We start from the raw sequence: 15,531 nt of genomic DNA, 5'->3' as shown, positions 1-15,531 counted from the left end.
TAGCACCAAATGCTAATAATAATTTTATTTTGATTGATAAGGATAAAGATTGTATAAATGATGTGTTAATACCTGAATATAATGATTATATATACACTAAAGAAATAATAAATATAAATCTGTATAACATAGTTCATAAATTAAATCAATTTAATCAAACTTTACAAGAAAAACAAAACCAAATAGAATTTTTGCAAAAAGATTTTCAAAATACCAACAACAATCTGAATCAAACCAAATATTTGCTTTCTTTCCAAACCAAACACGGCACAGCTAAATCTAGAATTCAAAACCAACTCTCCTATAAACTAGGTCAAACTTTAATAATAAATTCAAAAAGTATATTTGGCATACTATGTATGCCAATATATATAATATCAACTATAATAAATCATAATCAAGAACAAAAAATATATAAAGCAAAAATAAAAAAAGATCCATCTTTAAAATTACCTCCATTAGAATCTTATCCTGATTATAAAGAAGCTATTAAACTTAAAAATCATCTTTCTTATAAATTAGGACAAGCTTTAATAAAAGCTAATAAAACTTGGTATAAAGGTGGATATGTTAAATTGTGGTTTGAGATTGGGAAGTTAAAGAGAGAATTTAAATGAAAGAAAAATTGATTTTTGTTTTATTATAGGAGTTGATTGTGCTAAAAAAACAAGATATATGCAGTTTTTGGTATACACCTAAAGGATATAAAGGTGTAGGTTTAATGGAGCTTTTATCTATAAAATCTTTTTTAGACAATGGATATAAATTTCAACTTTATACTTATAATTTAGACGATAAAATTTTCAACAAACTTGAGAAATTATTTGATGATTTTGAGCTAAAAGATGCAAATGAAATTATAGATTTTAAAAATTTTTTTTATGACAATTTAGGAGTTGGCATATCAGCTTTTAGTGATTATTTTAGATTCAAGTTATTATATTTAAAGGGTGGTGTATGGGTGGATCTTGATATGGTTTGTTTAAATTATTTTGATTTTAATAAATATGATTACATATTTAATTCAGAATCTGAAATTAATTTAAAAAATCAAAGGATAACAACTTCTTTATTGAAATTTCCTAAAGGTTCAAAACTTGGAGAAATTTTATTAATAGAAGCAAAAAACATAATTAAAGACAATAAATTAGTAGAATGGGGGTGTATAGGTCCTAGATTTTTATCAAAATGGGTAAAAAACTTAAATTTAGATATTTGTGTTTTAGATTATAAAAAAACATGTCAAGTCTTATGGCAAGATAGTAGAAATTTTTTATCAGATAATATTTATGTAGATGAAACACAGCCATTTTTACATTTATTTTCGCAAATGTGGAAAAAATATAACATGGATAAAGAAAATTTAAATTCTAGTGGAATTTATGGTAAACTATTAAGAAAATATAAAGTAAAAGAAATATTAGATGATTTAAATAAAGTAAATATATTAAAATGTAATTTAAATGATTATTTCCAAGAATTAAATAAAAAAATATATGGAGAAAAACATAACGGCTATTTTGATTTTGATCCTAATTCAAAAGATATAAAATCTCCCTTAAATCCTTGGGCTTTTATAAGAGTAAAAAATGAAGCTATTACTTTAAGAGCCTCTCTTGAAAGTATATTACCAGCTATACAAAGAGGAGTTATAGGATATAATGATTGCACAGATGGAAGCGAAGAAATTATCTTAGAATTTTGCAAGCAATATCCATCTTTTATACCTATAAAATATCCATACGAAGTTCAAATCCAAAATCCAAAATCTGAAGAAAATAAACTATATAGTTATTATAATTATGTAGCTAGTTTTATACCACAAGATGAATGGTTTATAAAAATTGATGTAGATCATTATTATGATGCTAAAAAATTATATAAGAGTTTTTATATACCAAAAAAAGATAATGATGTAGTTAGTATATCAAGGATAAATTTTGTTATACATGAAGATAATGTTTTTATTGTTAAATGTCAGAATACTGGAATATTGAGAGATGTCGTTGATCATTGGTTGCTTAAAAAAACAAATGATATTAAATGGACAGAATATATCAACCCAGATAACGATTTAATAGAAATATTAAGACTTCCTAATAAAAATATTATAAAAACTAAATTAAATAATTATCATTTTCCTTATGTAAAAAAATGGAGAGAAATAGATATAAAAAATACCAATCTCAATTTAATTAGTTTAGAAAATTTTTTAGAAAATCATTATGAAAATTTTAAAGAATATATAGATATTGATATGTTAAGTAAAGATAAAATTTTAGATGTTTATAATAATTTTTTTACAATTAAAAAGAATAAGTTTGATTTTAAAATTTTAAATAATAAAACCAAAGAATTTTTTAATTGTCTAATGATATTCAAACAAAACCAAATAGAATTTTTGCAAAAAGATTTTCAAAATACCAACAACAATCTGAATCAAACCAAATATTTGCTTTCTTTCCAAACCAAACACGGCACAGCTAAATCTAGAATTCAAAACCAACTCTCCTATAAACTAGGTCAAACTTTAATAATAAATTCAAAAAGTATATTTGGCATACTATGTATGCCAATATATATAATATCAACTATAATAAATCATAATCAAGAACAAAAAATATATAAAGCAAAAATAAAAAAAGATCCATCTTTAAAATTACCTCCATTAGAATCTTATCCTGATTATAAAGAAGCTATTAAACTTAAAAATCATCTTTCTTATAAATTAGGACAAGCTTTAATAAAAGCTAATAAAACTTGGTATGGGGGGGGGGTATATCAAGTTGCTATTTGAAATTCATAAGTTAAAAAAAGAATTTAAGAAAAAATAATTCAATTCCTAGTTTTAAAACTAGGAAATTATATCAAAAATTTAACAAGAATTATCCCTGAAGCAATTAACCATACAAATAAAATTAAAGCTATAGCAAATGGTTTAAGACCTGCTTTTAAAATCACGCTTCTGTGGATATTTACACCTAAGGCTACCATAGCTATAGAAAGTAAAAGTGTATCGATAAATGCTATGCTTGGTTTTACATAAGTTAATGCAAATTCAGTATTTAAAATATCTAAAGAGCTAACTCCGCTTGCCATTAAAAACCATAGTGCAAAATATGGGATATTATCTTTAATAGTTACTTTTTCTCCATTTTTGTTTAAAAATTTCAATGAAAATATGGCTAGGAAAATCAAAAATGGCACTAGCATTAAAACTCTAATCATTTTTTCAATCACAGCACCATCTCCAGCCTTTATAGCTTCACCTGCTGCTACTGCATGAGCAACTTCGTGTAAGGTAGCTCCCATAAAATATCCCATTTGATTAATATTAAAGAAATTAAACCATCCTAAATTCCAAGCAATTGGAAATAAAAACATTCCCAAAGTCCCAAAAACAACCACAGTACAAATTGCTACCCCAACTCTATCAGGTCCGCCTTTTACTATACTTTCACTAGCCATAACCGCAGCTGCACCACATATACTAGAGCCACTGCTTATTAGCATACTTTCTTTAAGATCAAGTTTAAAAAGCTTTCCAAGCAAAAGTCCTATGAAAAATGTTGAAAATACTATAATCAAAGCTACACTTATTCCATTTAGTCCAACTTTTTCTATGTTATGAAAAGTAATTCTAAAACCATAAAGGATAATTCCTAATCTTAAAATTTGTTTTGTAGCTATGTTCAATACCCCTGTTTTTTTAAGCAAAGTAGTGTTTTGATGAGCAAAATTACCTATCATAGCTCCAAGAGATACAGCGATAATCAAAGCAGAAATTCCAAAACTTTTAAAAATAGCAAGTTCAGATACGGCATAGGAACAAAACGCTAAAACAACTAAAAGCATAATGCTTTCAAATTTCCTACCTTTATAAAGATTTTTTCTTTTATTATGCATAAATTTCCTTTAAATTTTTTGTGCAATTGTAGCTGGTTTTGATTGATTAGAAAAATTAATTTTATTTGATATAATGATAAAAAATATTTATCAAAAAAGGTAAAAATGACATTTAAACAACTCAAATATTTTCAAGCTCTTAGTAAAAATTTAAACTTAAGAGCTTGTGCTAAAGAATTAAACATAACCCAAGCTGCGCTTTCTTTGGCTATTTTTGAGCTTGAAAAAAGTTTAAATGTCAAATTATTTGATAGAAATGCTAAGTTTTTAACTCTTAATGAAAAGGGTAAATTTTTTTTAAAACAAATTTCACCTTTAGTTTTGGACTTTGAGCGTATCCAAAGACAAATGCAAGATCAAACGCATTATGAATTAAAAATGAAAGTGAGCCAAAATGTTGGCATATATTTACTTTGTGGTATGCTAAACAATAAAGAAGAGCGTATAAAATTAGATCTTATGATAGCTAATAGTAAAAGTATTATCGCAGATGTTTTAGAAAACGAAATTGATCTTGGGATTGTTGAAGGTATATGTAAAGATAAAGATTTAAAAAAAATAAAAATTTGTGATGATGAGCTTATAGTAGTAAGTAAAGAAAAATTAGATAAAGAATTTTTTATCGATGAGTTACAAAATTACAAGTGGCTTAGTAGGGAAAAAGGCTCTGGAGCAAAAGAAGTTTTTTTAAATGCTTTACCTAAAAATGTAAAATTGAATTTAGTTTATGAGTTAAATTCTACAGCTATGATTAAAGAATTGGTAAAAAAAGGAAATTTTTTAGCGGTTTTGCCTAAATTTAGTGTTAAAGAAGAACTTGAAAGTCAAAAATTATTTCAAGTAAGGTTAAAAAATTTTAAGATTTCAAGGGAGCTTTTTTTGATTTATCATAAAAATAAAGAACTAAATGAAAAATTTGTAAATTTTTGTAATTTTTTAATACAACAAATCCAAAAAGAACTTTAGTGTAATTTAGCTATACATTTTTTAAATTCATCTCCACGCTCTTGGTAGGAAGAAAATTGATCTAAGCTAGCACAAGCTGGGCTTAAAAGCGCTACTTCATCTATTTTTAATCTTTCATGAATTTTTTCAACTCCAATGTATAAAAATTCACAAGAATATGCTTGTAAATTTGCATTTTGTGCAAGATTGATGATTTTATTTGTATTAGATCCTATGGCATAAATTGTGATATTTAAAGTTTTCATAAATTCAAACAAAGAGCTAAGATCAACTCCTTTATCATCTCCTCCTAAGATAAGATGAATTTTTTTATCTTTATAGCGCTTGAGTGCTGCTAAGCTCGCATCTATATTGGTAGCTTTGGTATCATTAACCCAAAGTCTATTTTGATAATCATAAATTTTTTCAAGTTTGTTTTTTTCAATTTCAAATTCATTTAAAAATTCATACGAGCATCTATCGAGAATGATTTTTTCTATGCTTAAAGCTATGATAGCATCTAGTAAAAAAGGAGTCTTAAAATGAACTTTTTTTATGTCAATTTCCATTTTTTTAGCAAGCTCGTATTCATCTTCATAGCTTATAACATATGCACTAGTTGGATAGTTTTCATATTTTTTAGGCAAAATTGCTACATCATTTTCATTCATTCTATCTAAAACGCTTAATTTTGCATTTTCATAGGACTTAAAATCTTTATGCCATGAAAGATGATCGGGTGTGATGGGTAAAAGTGCATAAATTTCAGGCTTAGCTAGCTTAGTGTAAAAAAGTGAAAAAGATGAGCTTTCAAGTATCCATAAATTTGCATTTGCATCCATTGTCGCAAGTGGAATTCCTACATTAGCTCCCATTTGAGCGTTGATATGTTTTAAAAGATGATATGCCATTTGAGTGGTAGTGGTTTTTCCATTAGTTCCACTTATCCAAACACTTTTTGGCATCGCATCATAAAAAAAGTCATATTCACTACTTAAATTTTTTGCATTTTTTACTAGGAAATGATCATTGGGAAATCCAGGACTTGGAATTTCTAAATCACTTTTTAAAGGATTAAATTCTTGTGGTGGTAAGAGAGTATTTCCAAATTCATCTTTACTAATGCTTGTAAAATGATCATCATAAATATCACAATTACCAAAACGCTGTGCAAAAGCCTTAGTAGTTTTGCCATATCCAAAGAGTGAAATTTTCATTATCTTAACTTTATACTGATTAATGCTATGATATTTGCAAGCAAAGCTATCATCCAAAAGCGAACGATGATTTTATTTTCTACCCAGCCTACTTTTTCAAAATGATGATGAATAGGTGCCATTTTAAAAACTCTCTTGTTAAAAATTTTAAAACTTCCTACTTGTAAAATCACTGAAATTGTTTCTAAAACAAAAACAAATCCTATCAATATAAGTAAAATTTCATTTTTACTCACTATGCCAAGATAACCTAAAAATGCCCCAATACTCAAACTCCCACTATCTCCCATAAATACTTGTGCTGGATAGCAGTTATACCACAAAAATCCCATCAAAGCTCCAATTAGTGCTGCGCTAACTACTACAAGTTCTCCTAAGCCTTGAATTTTTGGTAAAAACAAATAAGAACTATAAATAGCATTACCACATAAATATAAAAATATTCCTAAGCTTAAAAGTGAAAAAATAGAAGGAACCGTGGCAAGTCCATCAAGTCCATCGGTTAAATTTACAGCATTAGAGCTTGAAATGATGACTAAAATCCACAAAGCAAGCATAAAAATTCCACCATCAAATAAAGCATATTTATAAAATGGCAAATAAAATTCAGTATTAACACCCATTACATAAAGTAAGATAATGCAAACAAAAGCTGCACCAAATTGACTTAATAGTTTCATTTTAGGGCTAAGCCCTGCGTGGTTGTCTTTTTTAAGAATTTTACCTAAATCATCTACTAAACCTATGGTGCAAAATAGTATTAAACATAATAAACCTACAATAACATAAAAATTATTTAAATCTGCACATAAAATACTTGCAATAATAGTAGCAAAGATAAAAATAAGGCCACCCATAGTTGGGGTGTGAGATTTGGCTTTATGTGATTGTGGAGCGTGTTTATAGATGGGTTGGTTAGCTTTTTTATTTTGAGCCCATTTTATAAATTTAGGCATTATGTATAAGCTTAAAAATAAAGCGATGAAAAAAGCACTCCCAGCTCTTACGCTTATATAAGAAAAAAACATATAATCAGTGTAGTTTGTAAGATAAAGCAAATTTTTAACCTTATATTTGTTTTTTAAAAGCATAATTTTAGTAAAATCACATAAATAAAATATAAAAAAGAGTGAAAATGAGTCAAAAATGTATTTTGATAATAACAGATGGTATAGGTTATAACCAAGATAGTAATTACAATGCGTTTTTTCATGCTAAAAAGCCAACTTATGATGAACTTTTTAAAAATACTCCTCATGTCTTGATTAAAACTAGTGGTTTAGCTGTTGGTTTGCCAGAAGGTCAAATGGGAAATAGCGAAGTGGGTCATATGTGTATAGGTAGTGGGCGTATTATTTATCAAAATTTAGTAAAGATAAACAAGGCCATAGAAAATGATGAGTTAAAAAATAATCAAGCCTTACAAGAGCTTTTGCAAAAATGTAAAAGAATTCACATCATAGGTCTTTATAGTGATGGTGGGGTTCATTCTATGCACTCACATTTTAATGCACTTTTAAAAATTTGTAAAAATGCAAACAAACAAGTTTTTGCTCATGCTATCACTGATGGAAGAGATTGCTCGCCAAATTCGGGTTTAAATTTTATAAAAGAACTTGATGAATTTTGTAAAAATCATCAAATTTGTTTAGCTTCTTTATCGGGTAGATTTTATGCTATGGATAGAGACAAACGCTATGAAAGGATAAAATTATACTATGATGCATTATTAGCAAATGCTCCAATTTGTAATGATTTTATAAAATACATACAAGAAAAATATGATCAAAATATCACTGATGAATTTTTAATGCCTATTATTAGTGAAAAATTTGATGGTTTAAAAGAAGAAGATGGTTTGATTTTTATCAATTTTAGAAACGATAGAATGCGTCAATTAGTTCAAGCTTTAATTCAAGATGATTTTAATGAATTTCAAAGAGAAGTTGTTTTCAAAAATGCTATAACTATGAGCTTGTATGATGAAAAATTTAAACTGCCTGTAATGTTTGAAAAAGAAATATTACAAAATACTTTATCTAGTGTGCTTGCAAAGGCAAATTTAACTCAACTTCATGTAGCAGAAACTGAAAAATACGCCCATGTGACTTTTTTCTTTAATGGAGGAAAAGAAGAATTAGAAGCTAATGAAACACGCGTTTTAATTCCAAGTCCAAAAGTTAAAACCTATGATCAAAAGCCTCAAATGAGTGCTAAAGAAGTTACTAATGAGGTGATTAAGGGTATAAAAAGTGGTATGGATTTTATCGTTGTAAATTTTGCAAATGGTGATATGGTAGGGCATACTGGTGATTTTGAAGCTGCTATTAGGGCAGTAGAAAGTGTAGATGAATGCTTAGGGGAAGTGATTAAGGTAGCAAGAGAAAATGATTATGCTTTTATCATTACTTCTGATCATGGAAATTGTGAGCAGATGAAAGATAAAGAACTTAATATGCTAACTAACCATACTACTTTTGATGTTTTTGCCTTTGTTGAGGCAAAAAATGTAACAAAATTAAAAGAAAATATGGGACTTAGCAATATAGCTCCTAGTGTGCTTAAAATTTTAAATTTACCTATTCCAGAGCAAATGGATGAGGCTTTATTTTAATCGAAAGGAATATAAATGAAATTTAGTGGAAAAAATGTATTAATTACAGGTGCAAGTAAAGGTATAGGTGCTGCAATAGCTAAAGAATTAGCAAGTAATGATTTGAAAGTTTGGATTAATTATAGAAGCAAACCTGAACTTGCTGATGCTTTAAAAGAAGAAATAGAAAAAAATGGTGGCACTGCAGCGGTGATTAAATTTGATGCTAGCATTGAAGAAGAATTTGTAAATGCGATAGCTACTATTGTTGAAAGTGATGGTGAGCTTAGTTATTTGGTTAATAATGCAGGTATTACAAATGATAAACTAGCGCTTAGAATGAGTATGCAAGATTTTTCAAATGTAATCAATGCCAATTTAAATTCAAGTTTCTTAGGATGCAGGGAAGCTTTAAAAACTATGAGTAAAAAGCGTTTTGGAGCGATTGTAAATATCGCTTCTATAGTTGGAGAAATGGGTAATGCAGGTCAGACAAATTATAGTGCTAGTAAAGGTGGTATGATAGCCTTAACAAAATCTTTTGCAAAAGAAGGCGCTGCTAGAAATATAAGATATAATTGTATTACTCCAGGCTTTATAAAAAGCGATATGACTGAAGTTTTAAGTGATGAGATTAAACAAAATTATATTAACAATATCCCATTAAAACGCTTTGCAGATGCTAGTGAAGTAGCACAAGCTGTGGCGTTTTTATTGAGCGATCATTCTTCTTATATTACTGGTGAAATTTTAAAAGTAAATGGTGGTCTTTATATGTAAAAAGCAAGGTTAATCCTTGCTTAATTTTTTTCTATAGCAACTACAGCTATAGCAAATCCACCATCATGAGCTATACTTACGCTTGCTGATTTTATATTAAATTCTTTTATAACTTTTGTAGAAAATTGAATATGCGGAGCATTTTTTTTATCTTTAAAAATAATGATGTCAAAAAATGAACATTCTTTCGAAATTCCTACTCCTAAAGCTTTAGAAGCTGCTTCTTTTATAGCCCAAAATCCTGCCAAAGTGTTGGTATTTTTAATGTAAGTTTGCTCTTGTTTGGATAAAAATTTATCCAAGAAAAGAGTTTTATGTCTATTGTAAATAGCTTCTATGCGAGAGCATACGACTATGTCACACCCAATCATTAAGAAACAACAAAGTCAGTAAAATAAATATTTTTGATAAAACCATCGGTTAAAACCTCATTGATTTTACCAGTTAATTCATCTTTTAATCTTTCTTTACCTTTTGTAGTGCTAACTTCTTCAAAAGTTTTTGAAGTTAAGGTTTTGATAATTATATCTCTTATAATAGCAACTTTTTTATCAAGTTCAGGGGTAAGTGTTTCGACATTTTGTTCAAGCTGTATAGTGCATTTTACATATCTTGCGCCACCATCACTTAGTAAATTTAAAGTAAAAGGTGCCAAAGGATACATCACCCCTATATTTGAATAATCGCTACCTCTTGGAGCTACTGCATTTGCTTTTTTAGCTACTTGAGCTGACTGATGGGCTTGTTCTTCAGCTTGTGGTGCAGGATTTTCTTCTGAATTTCCACTAAACATCAAATAAGCTATAGCTCCCATAATAACTAGCAAAAATACAACGATAATAATAACTAAGGCATTTCCGCCTTTTTTTTTGGCTTGATCTTGTTCATCCATCACATCATCTGCCATATTTTTCCTTCTTTAATATTTAATTAAGAGTGTTATTGTATCAAAAAATATAATTTTTTAAAATATTCTTATTTCATTTTTTGCAAATATCTATAAACACTAGGTTCAGAAATATTTAAAATTTCAGCTACTTTAGGTATAACCCCTTTGACATTAAATACACCTTTTTCATAAAAACTTGCGATGATTTTTTGTTTTTCTTTTGGTTTTAAACTTTTAGCTTTAAAACTATCTATGTGCATTCCTGTGATATCTTTTATAAGTTCTTCTAGGTTTATTTTTATATATTCTTTGTTTTCTTCTTGTCCATGAGGATTATCATAAATATAGGCTAAATTTAAAATTTCATCAGAGATCTTTTTAAAAGCTGAAGTGTCGTGATTGATACAAAGCAAACCTTCTAATTTTTCATCTTTTTTGATAAAAAAAGTTGAACCGCTCATCGATTTTGAATTTTTATCTAAGGTTTTATAATGAGTGATGTAATCACGCTCAAGATAGATTTTATTTTTAATCATTTCCATTGCAAAACCAGTTAGTGGAGAATTGATAGTTCTTTTGCTGATGTGATTGTTTGCGATTTCTGCTATATTAGCACCATCTTCGCTTACATCATGCAAAACTATTTCATAATTTCTTCCTAAAGTATCTGCTAAAAATTTGACTAGTTTTATGTAGTGAGCTTTAGTGTGTTTATCCATAGTTTTTCCTTTGTTATGTTGTAGTAAATTTAATAATAATTTTAATACAAAATAAAAAATTTATACTTAAAAAAATTCTTTTATAAAAAATTAAGTTTCTTTAAATTTTGTAAGTGTGTAACATAATAAATAATAATATTTATCAATTAATATTATTTTAATTTTATAAGCATATAATTTATCAAATAATAAAAATTATTATTTAAAGGAGATAAAATGAGAAAATTGACTAATGATTTTGGTAATATCATAGCTGATAATCAAAATTCACTAAGTGCAGGTGCTAAAGGACCACTTTTAATGCAAGATTATATTTTGCTTGAAAAACTTGCTCATCAAAATAGAGAAAGAATTCCTGAAAGAACGGTTCATGCAAAAGGAAGTGGTGCTTATGGTGAGCTTAAAATCACAGCAGATATTTCTAAATATACCAAGGCAAAAGTATTACAACTTGGTGAGATTACACCTTTATTTATAAGATTTTCAACCGTTGCAGGTGAAATGGGTGCAGCTGATGCAGAACGCGATGTGCGTGGTTTTGCGGTTAAATTTTATACTAAAGAAGGAAATTGGGATTTAGTGGGTAATAACACTCCTACATTTTTTATAAGAGATGCTTACAAATTCCCTGATTTTATACATACTCAAAAAAGAGATCCAAGAAGTAATTTAAGAAGCAACAACGCTGCTTGGGATTTTTGGACACTCTGTCCTGAAAGCTTACATCAAGTAACTATCTTAATGAGTGATAGAGGAATTCCTGCAAGTTATCGTCATATGCATGGTTTTGGTAGTCACACTTATAGTTTGATTAATGATAAAAATGAAAGAGTTTGGGTAAAATTTCATTTTAAAACTCAACAAGGAATTAAAAATTTAACCAATGAAGAATCAGCCAAAATTATAGCTAATGATAGAGAAAGTCATCAAAGAGATTTATATGAAGCTATAGAAAAAGGAGACTTTCCAAAATGGACTTTTCAAATTCAAGTTTTAAAAGAAGATGAGGTAGAAAAGCTAGGTTTTAATCCTTTTGATTTAACTAAAGTTTGGCCTCATAGCATTGTTCCTTTGATTGATGTGGGAGAATTAGTGCTAAATAAAAATGTGCAAAATTATTTTAATGAAGTAGAACAAGCTGCATTTAGTCCAAGCAATATAGTACCAGGTATAGGTTTTAGTCCTGATAAAATGCTTCAAGCTAGAATTTTTTCATACCCTGATGCACATAGATATCGCATAGGAACTAATTATCATTTACTTCCTATAAATCGTGCTAAAAGTGAAGTAAATACTTATAATGTTGCTGGAGCTATGAATTTTGATACTTATAAAAATGGCCTTGCTTATTATGAACCAAATAGTTATAATGATAGTCCAAAAGAAGATAAAAGCTATTTAGAGCCTGATTTGGCAATTGATAATATTGCACAAAGATATGCACCTTTAGATGATGATTTTTATACTCAACCTAGAGCTTTATTTAATATAATGAGTGAAAAACAAAAAGAGCAATTATTTAATAATATCGCTGCTTCTATGGATAAAGTAGAAGAAAAAATCATTCAAAGAGCATTAGATCATTTTGAAAAAATTTCAATTGAGTATGCAAATGGTGTTAAAAAAGCTTTGAAAAAGTAGTTTTTACTTGCCACTTTTAAAGTGGCAAACTAAAGATTATAAAAGGAAAAATATGTTTACTTATGAAGAAGAACAAAGAATTCAAGAGCTTGCAGCTATGGCTTTTGATTATGCAAGAAAAAATGATTTGCAAAATTTAAAGATTATGATAGAAGCTGGCTTGAGTGTGAATTTAAAAAATCATAAAGGCGATAGTCTTTTAATGCTTGCAAGTTATCATAATTCTTATGATTGTGCTAAATTTTTACTAGAAAATGGAGCCAATGTAGATGAAAAAAATGATAGAGGACAAACTCCTTTAGCAGGGGTGTGTTTTAAAGGGTATTTACCTATGTGTAAGCTTTTGGTTGAATATGGAGCAAATATTGATGAAAATAATGGTTTGGGTATGACTCCATTTACTTTTGCTATGATGTTTGGACGCACAGACATAGTAGAGCTTTTAACGCAAAAATCTAAAAAGAGTTTTTTGAAAAAAATTTCTTTATTTCTTTTAAAAATTTTTAAAAGAAATAAAAATTTAAAGTAATTAATACTATAAAAAATATAAAATATCCTTGTTTAGATTATTTTAAGGATATTTTATGCCAACACATAAAGAAAAATTATGGGGTGGTAGGTTTGATTTACCTACAAATAAACTTGTTGAAGAATATACAGCTTCTTTGCTGGTTGAGCCTAGACTTGCTCCTTTTGATATACAAGGAAGTATTATTCATGCTACTATGCTTGCTAGAGAAAATATCATAAGTAAAGATGATGCAAATACCATTATAAAAGGTTTAAATCAGGTAAAAAAAGAAATAGAAAATAATGAATTTATTTTTGATATTGCCGATGAGGATATTCATATGGCAATTGAAAAAAGAATGACTCAAATTGTAGGAAGCGTTGGAGGTAAGCTTCATACTGCAAGAAGTAGAAATGATCAAACTACACTTGATTCTAAAATGCATATGCGTGCAGTGATTAAGAGTATTTTAGCTCAAATTTTGACTTTACAAGAAGAAATCACCAATCAAGCTCAAAAAAACATCAAAGCTATTATGCCAGGTTATACTCATTTACAAACTGCTCAACCTATTTTATTTTCTCATTGGATTATGGCATATTTTTGGATGCTAAATAGAGATTTTTCTCGTTTTGAAGATCTTTATAAAAGAATGGATGAATGTCCTTTAGGAGCAGCTGCGCTTGGTGGAACTACTTTTAATATAGATAGGCATTTTACAGCTTTAGAGCTAGGATTTAGCAAACCAACTGAAAATAGCATTGATAGTGTAAGCGATAGAGATCATATGGTGGAATTTACAGCTATTGCTGCGATGTGTTTTATGCATCTTAGTCGTTTTTGTGAAGAATTGGTGATTTTTTCAAGTCAAGATTTTAAATTTATAGAATTAAGTGACGATTTTTGCACAGGTTCAAGCATAATGCCTCAAAAGAAAAATCCAGATGTAGCTGAAAAAATGCGTGGTAAAACAGGCAGAATGTATGGGAATGTCATGGCTATGCTTACCATTATGAAAGCAATTCCATTAGCTTATAATACTGATATGAGTGAGGATAAAGCTCAAGTTTATGATTCTATGGATACTCTTATGAGCAGTTTAAATATCTTAACTCCAATGATAGCCAAAATGCAAATTCGTGCTGATAATATGTATAAAGCTGCAGGAAATGGATTTTCAAATGCTACTGATATGGCTGATTATTTAGTTAGAAAAAATATCCCATTTAGAAAAGCTCATGAGATCGTGGGTGGAGTGGTAAATTACTGCATTAAACATCAAAAAATGATTGAAGAGCTTACTTTAGAGCAAATGCGTGAATTTGAGCCTAGTATTGAAGAAGATATTTATAAGGCTATTGCTTTGCAAACTTGTGTAGATGCTAGAAATTCATATGGTGGCACAGGGACAAAGGCTGTGTTAGAGCAAATCAAACAAGCTCAAAAAATTTTAAATTTATGTAAGAAAAATTTGTAAAAAAAATTAAGAGTATTTTTTATAAGTTAGTAGTAAATTGGCTTTTTGTAGTTATTTTTTGTGGATGTTGTATTTTTTAGTATCTTGTGTGTTTTTGACAGAAGCAAATTCAACTAACATAAGTAGTTATTTTGTAAGTTTTTTATGTTTTGATATGTTTAGTTATTATAAATATTTTTTGATTTTTAGAGTGTAATTTTGATAATTTTATTTTTCACTAAATGTTAGAGAATTTAATTATATTTTACATTGTGATTTATACATAAATTTTTTCAACTATATTTTAGTTTTTTAAGAGCTTAGTGAAATTACATTTTTGAATTTATATATTAATATTTATTGTATTTTATATAGTTTTTTTACAAAAAATGGATTAGTTTTTATAACAATAAAAATATTGATATATTATTTTCTTAATGATAATATTATTGTCAAAATATCAACAAAGGAGATAACATGGCAAACTATCCAAAGGCTATAGGACCATATTCAGCTTATAGAGAAGCAAATGGTTTATTATTTATTTCAGGGCAACTTCCTATAAATCCAGAAAGTGGCAATATAGAAAGTGAAAATATAAAAGAACAAACTAGACAATCTTTACTTAACATAAAAGCGATTTTAGAGGAAAATAATTTATATTTTAATAATGTTATAAAGACCACTTGTTTTTTAGCAGATATTAATGATTTTCTAGCTTTTAATGAAATTTATTCTGAATTTTTTGCAGCTCCATATCCAGCAAGAAGTGCTTTTGCAGTAAAAGATCTTCCAAAAGGAGCTAAGGTTGAAATAGAAGTTATTGCACATAAAGGATAAAAAGCAATGTCATATAGGCATTGCTTTAAGTGGT

15 protein-coding genes are annotated in these 15,531 nt (G+C 28.0%); 9 read left to right on the top strand and 6 right to left on the bottom strand.

Translation table 11 applies throughout. From position 1 onward, the window contains the following. A partial coding sequence (locus FPD38_RS08230; RefSeq protein WP_508609923.1) for a DUF8374 domain-containing protein occupies nt 1-617 on the top strand: 617 nt, incomplete at its 5' end. Nucleotides 618-655: 38 nt separating this feature from the next. Continuing rightward, the gene (locus FPD38_RS08395; RefSeq protein ID WP_410002920.1) at nt 656-2,797 is read left to right on the top strand and encodes a DUF8374 domain-containing protein; all 2,142 of its coding nucleotides are present in this window, start codon (nt 656-658) and stop codon (nt 2,795-2,797) included. A gap of 65 nt (nt 2,798-2,862) precedes the next feature. Here the strand turns inward: FPD38_RS08395 and FPD38_RS00760 are convergent, their stop codons facing one another. Continuing rightward, on the bottom strand, nt 2,863-3,906 hold the full coding sequence (locus FPD38_RS00760) for a YeiH family protein (RefSeq protein WP_147554903.1): 1,044 nt from the start codon (nt 3,904-3,906) through the stop codon (nt 2,863-2,865). A 105-nt stretch (nt 3,907-4,011) separates the two neighbouring features. On the opposite strand from FPD38_RS00760, the gene FPD38_RS00755 reads away from it, so the two are divergent. Beyond that, complete coding sequence (locus FPD38_RS00755) at nt 4,012-4,872, top strand: LysR family transcriptional regulator (RefSeq protein WP_147554902.1); 861 nt, start codon at nt 4,012-4,014, stop codon at nt 4,870-4,872. On the opposite strand, the gene murD is transcribed toward FPD38_RS00755, so the two are convergent. Together murD and mraY are read right to left on the bottom strand one after the other, a co-directional pair. After that, nucleotides 4,869-6,068, bottom strand: a complete 1,200-nt coding sequence (gene murD / locus FPD38_RS00750) for a UDP-N-acetylmuramoyl-L-alanine--D-glutamate ligase (protein ID WP_147554901.1) — start codon at nt 6,066-6,068, stop codon at nt 4,869-4,871. The genes FPD38_RS00755 and murD overlap by 4 nt on opposite strands. Further along, nucleotides 6,068-7,126, bottom strand: a complete 1,059-nt coding sequence (mraY, locus tag FPD38_RS00745) for a phospho-N-acetylmuramoyl-pentapeptide-transferase (RefSeq protein WP_147554900.1) — start codon at nt 7,124-7,126, stop codon at nt 6,068-6,070. The genes murD and mraY overlap by 1 nt, the downstream gene beginning before the upstream one ends. Nucleotides 7,127-7,203: 77 nt before the next feature. On the opposite strand from mraY, the gene gpmI reads away from it, so the two are divergent. Both gpmI and fabG read left to right on the top strand, forming a co-directional pair. Beyond that, nucleotides 7,204-8,682 (top strand): 2,3-bisphosphoglycerate-independent phosphoglycerate mutase, encoded by a 1,479-nt coding sequence (gene gpmI / locus FPD38_RS00740; protein WP_147554899.1) that lies wholly within the window; start codon nt 7,204-7,206, stop codon nt 8,680-8,682. A 15-nt stretch (nt 8,683-8,697) separates the two neighbouring features. After that, the gene (gene fabG / locus FPD38_RS00735; protein WP_147554898.1) at nt 8,698-9,441 is read left to right on the top strand and encodes a 3-oxoacyl-ACP reductase FabG; all 744 of its coding nucleotides are present in this window, start codon (nt 8,698-8,700) and stop codon (nt 9,439-9,441) included. Nucleotides 9,442-9,461: 20 nt separating this feature from the next. Here the strand turns inward: fabG and acpS are convergent, their stop codons facing one another. The 3 genes from acpS to FPD38_RS00720 all read right to left on the bottom strand — a co-directional run bounded on the left by acpS (nt 9,462) and on the right by FPD38_RS00720 (nt 11,049). Next, the gene (gene acpS, locus FPD38_RS00730; protein WP_147554897.1) at nt 9,462-9,812 is read right to left on the bottom strand and encodes a holo-ACP synthase; all 351 of its coding nucleotides are present in this window, start codon (nt 9,810-9,812) and stop codon (nt 9,462-9,464) included. Further along, the gene (gene fliL, locus FPD38_RS00725; RefSeq protein WP_147554896.1) at nt 9,812-10,348 is read right to left on the bottom strand and encodes a flagellar basal body-associated protein FliL; all 537 of its coding nucleotides are present in this window, start codon (nt 10,346-10,348) and stop codon (nt 9,812-9,814) included. Before fliL ends, acpS begins: the two co-directional genes overlap by 1 nt. Nucleotides 10,349-10,416: 68 nt before the next feature. Next, complete coding sequence (locus tag FPD38_RS00720; RefSeq protein WP_147554895.1) at nt 10,417-11,049, bottom strand: helix-turn-helix transcriptional regulator; 633 nt, start codon at nt 11,047-11,049, stop codon at nt 10,417-10,419. A gap of 216 nt (nt 11,050-11,265) precedes the next feature. Here FPD38_RS00720 and FPD38_RS00715 point away from each other — a divergent pair, with 216 nt between their 5' ends. From FPD38_RS00715 to FPD38_RS00700, 4 genes are all read left to right on the top strand, one after another. After that, nucleotides 11,266-12,690, top strand: coding sequence for a catalase (locus FPD38_RS00715; protein ID WP_147554894.1), 1,425 nt, complete (start codon nt 11,266-11,268; stop codon nt 12,688-12,690). A gap of 52 nt (nt 12,691-12,742) precedes the next feature. Next, on the top strand, nt 12,743-13,219 hold the full coding sequence (locus FPD38_RS00710; protein WP_147554893.1) for an ankyrin repeat domain-containing protein: 477 nt from the start codon (nt 12,743-12,745) through the stop codon (nt 13,217-13,219). A 55-nt stretch (nt 13,220-13,274) separates the two neighbouring features. Next, on the top strand, nt 13,275-14,678 hold the full coding sequence (gene argH / locus FPD38_RS00705) for an argininosuccinate lyase (RefSeq protein ID WP_147554892.1): 1,404 nt from the start codon (nt 13,275-13,277) through the stop codon (nt 14,676-14,678). A gap of 456 nt (nt 14,679-15,134) precedes the next feature. Next, entirely contained in the window at nt 15,135-15,497 is a 363-nt protein-coding gene (locus FPD38_RS00700; RefSeq protein ID WP_147554891.1) for a Rid family detoxifying hydrolase, read from the top strand. The last annotated feature ends 34 nt before the right edge of the window (nt 15,498-15,531 follow it).

The organism is Campylobacter volucris, assembly GCF_008011665.1.
In the GTDB taxonomy this organism is placed as follows: domain Bacteria; phylum Campylobacterota; class Campylobacteria; order Campylobacterales; family Campylobacteraceae; genus Campylobacter_D; species Campylobacter_D volucris_A.
Note: the sequence above shows the minus strand (reverse complement) of the source record. Positions and strands in the feature narration are given on the sequence as shown.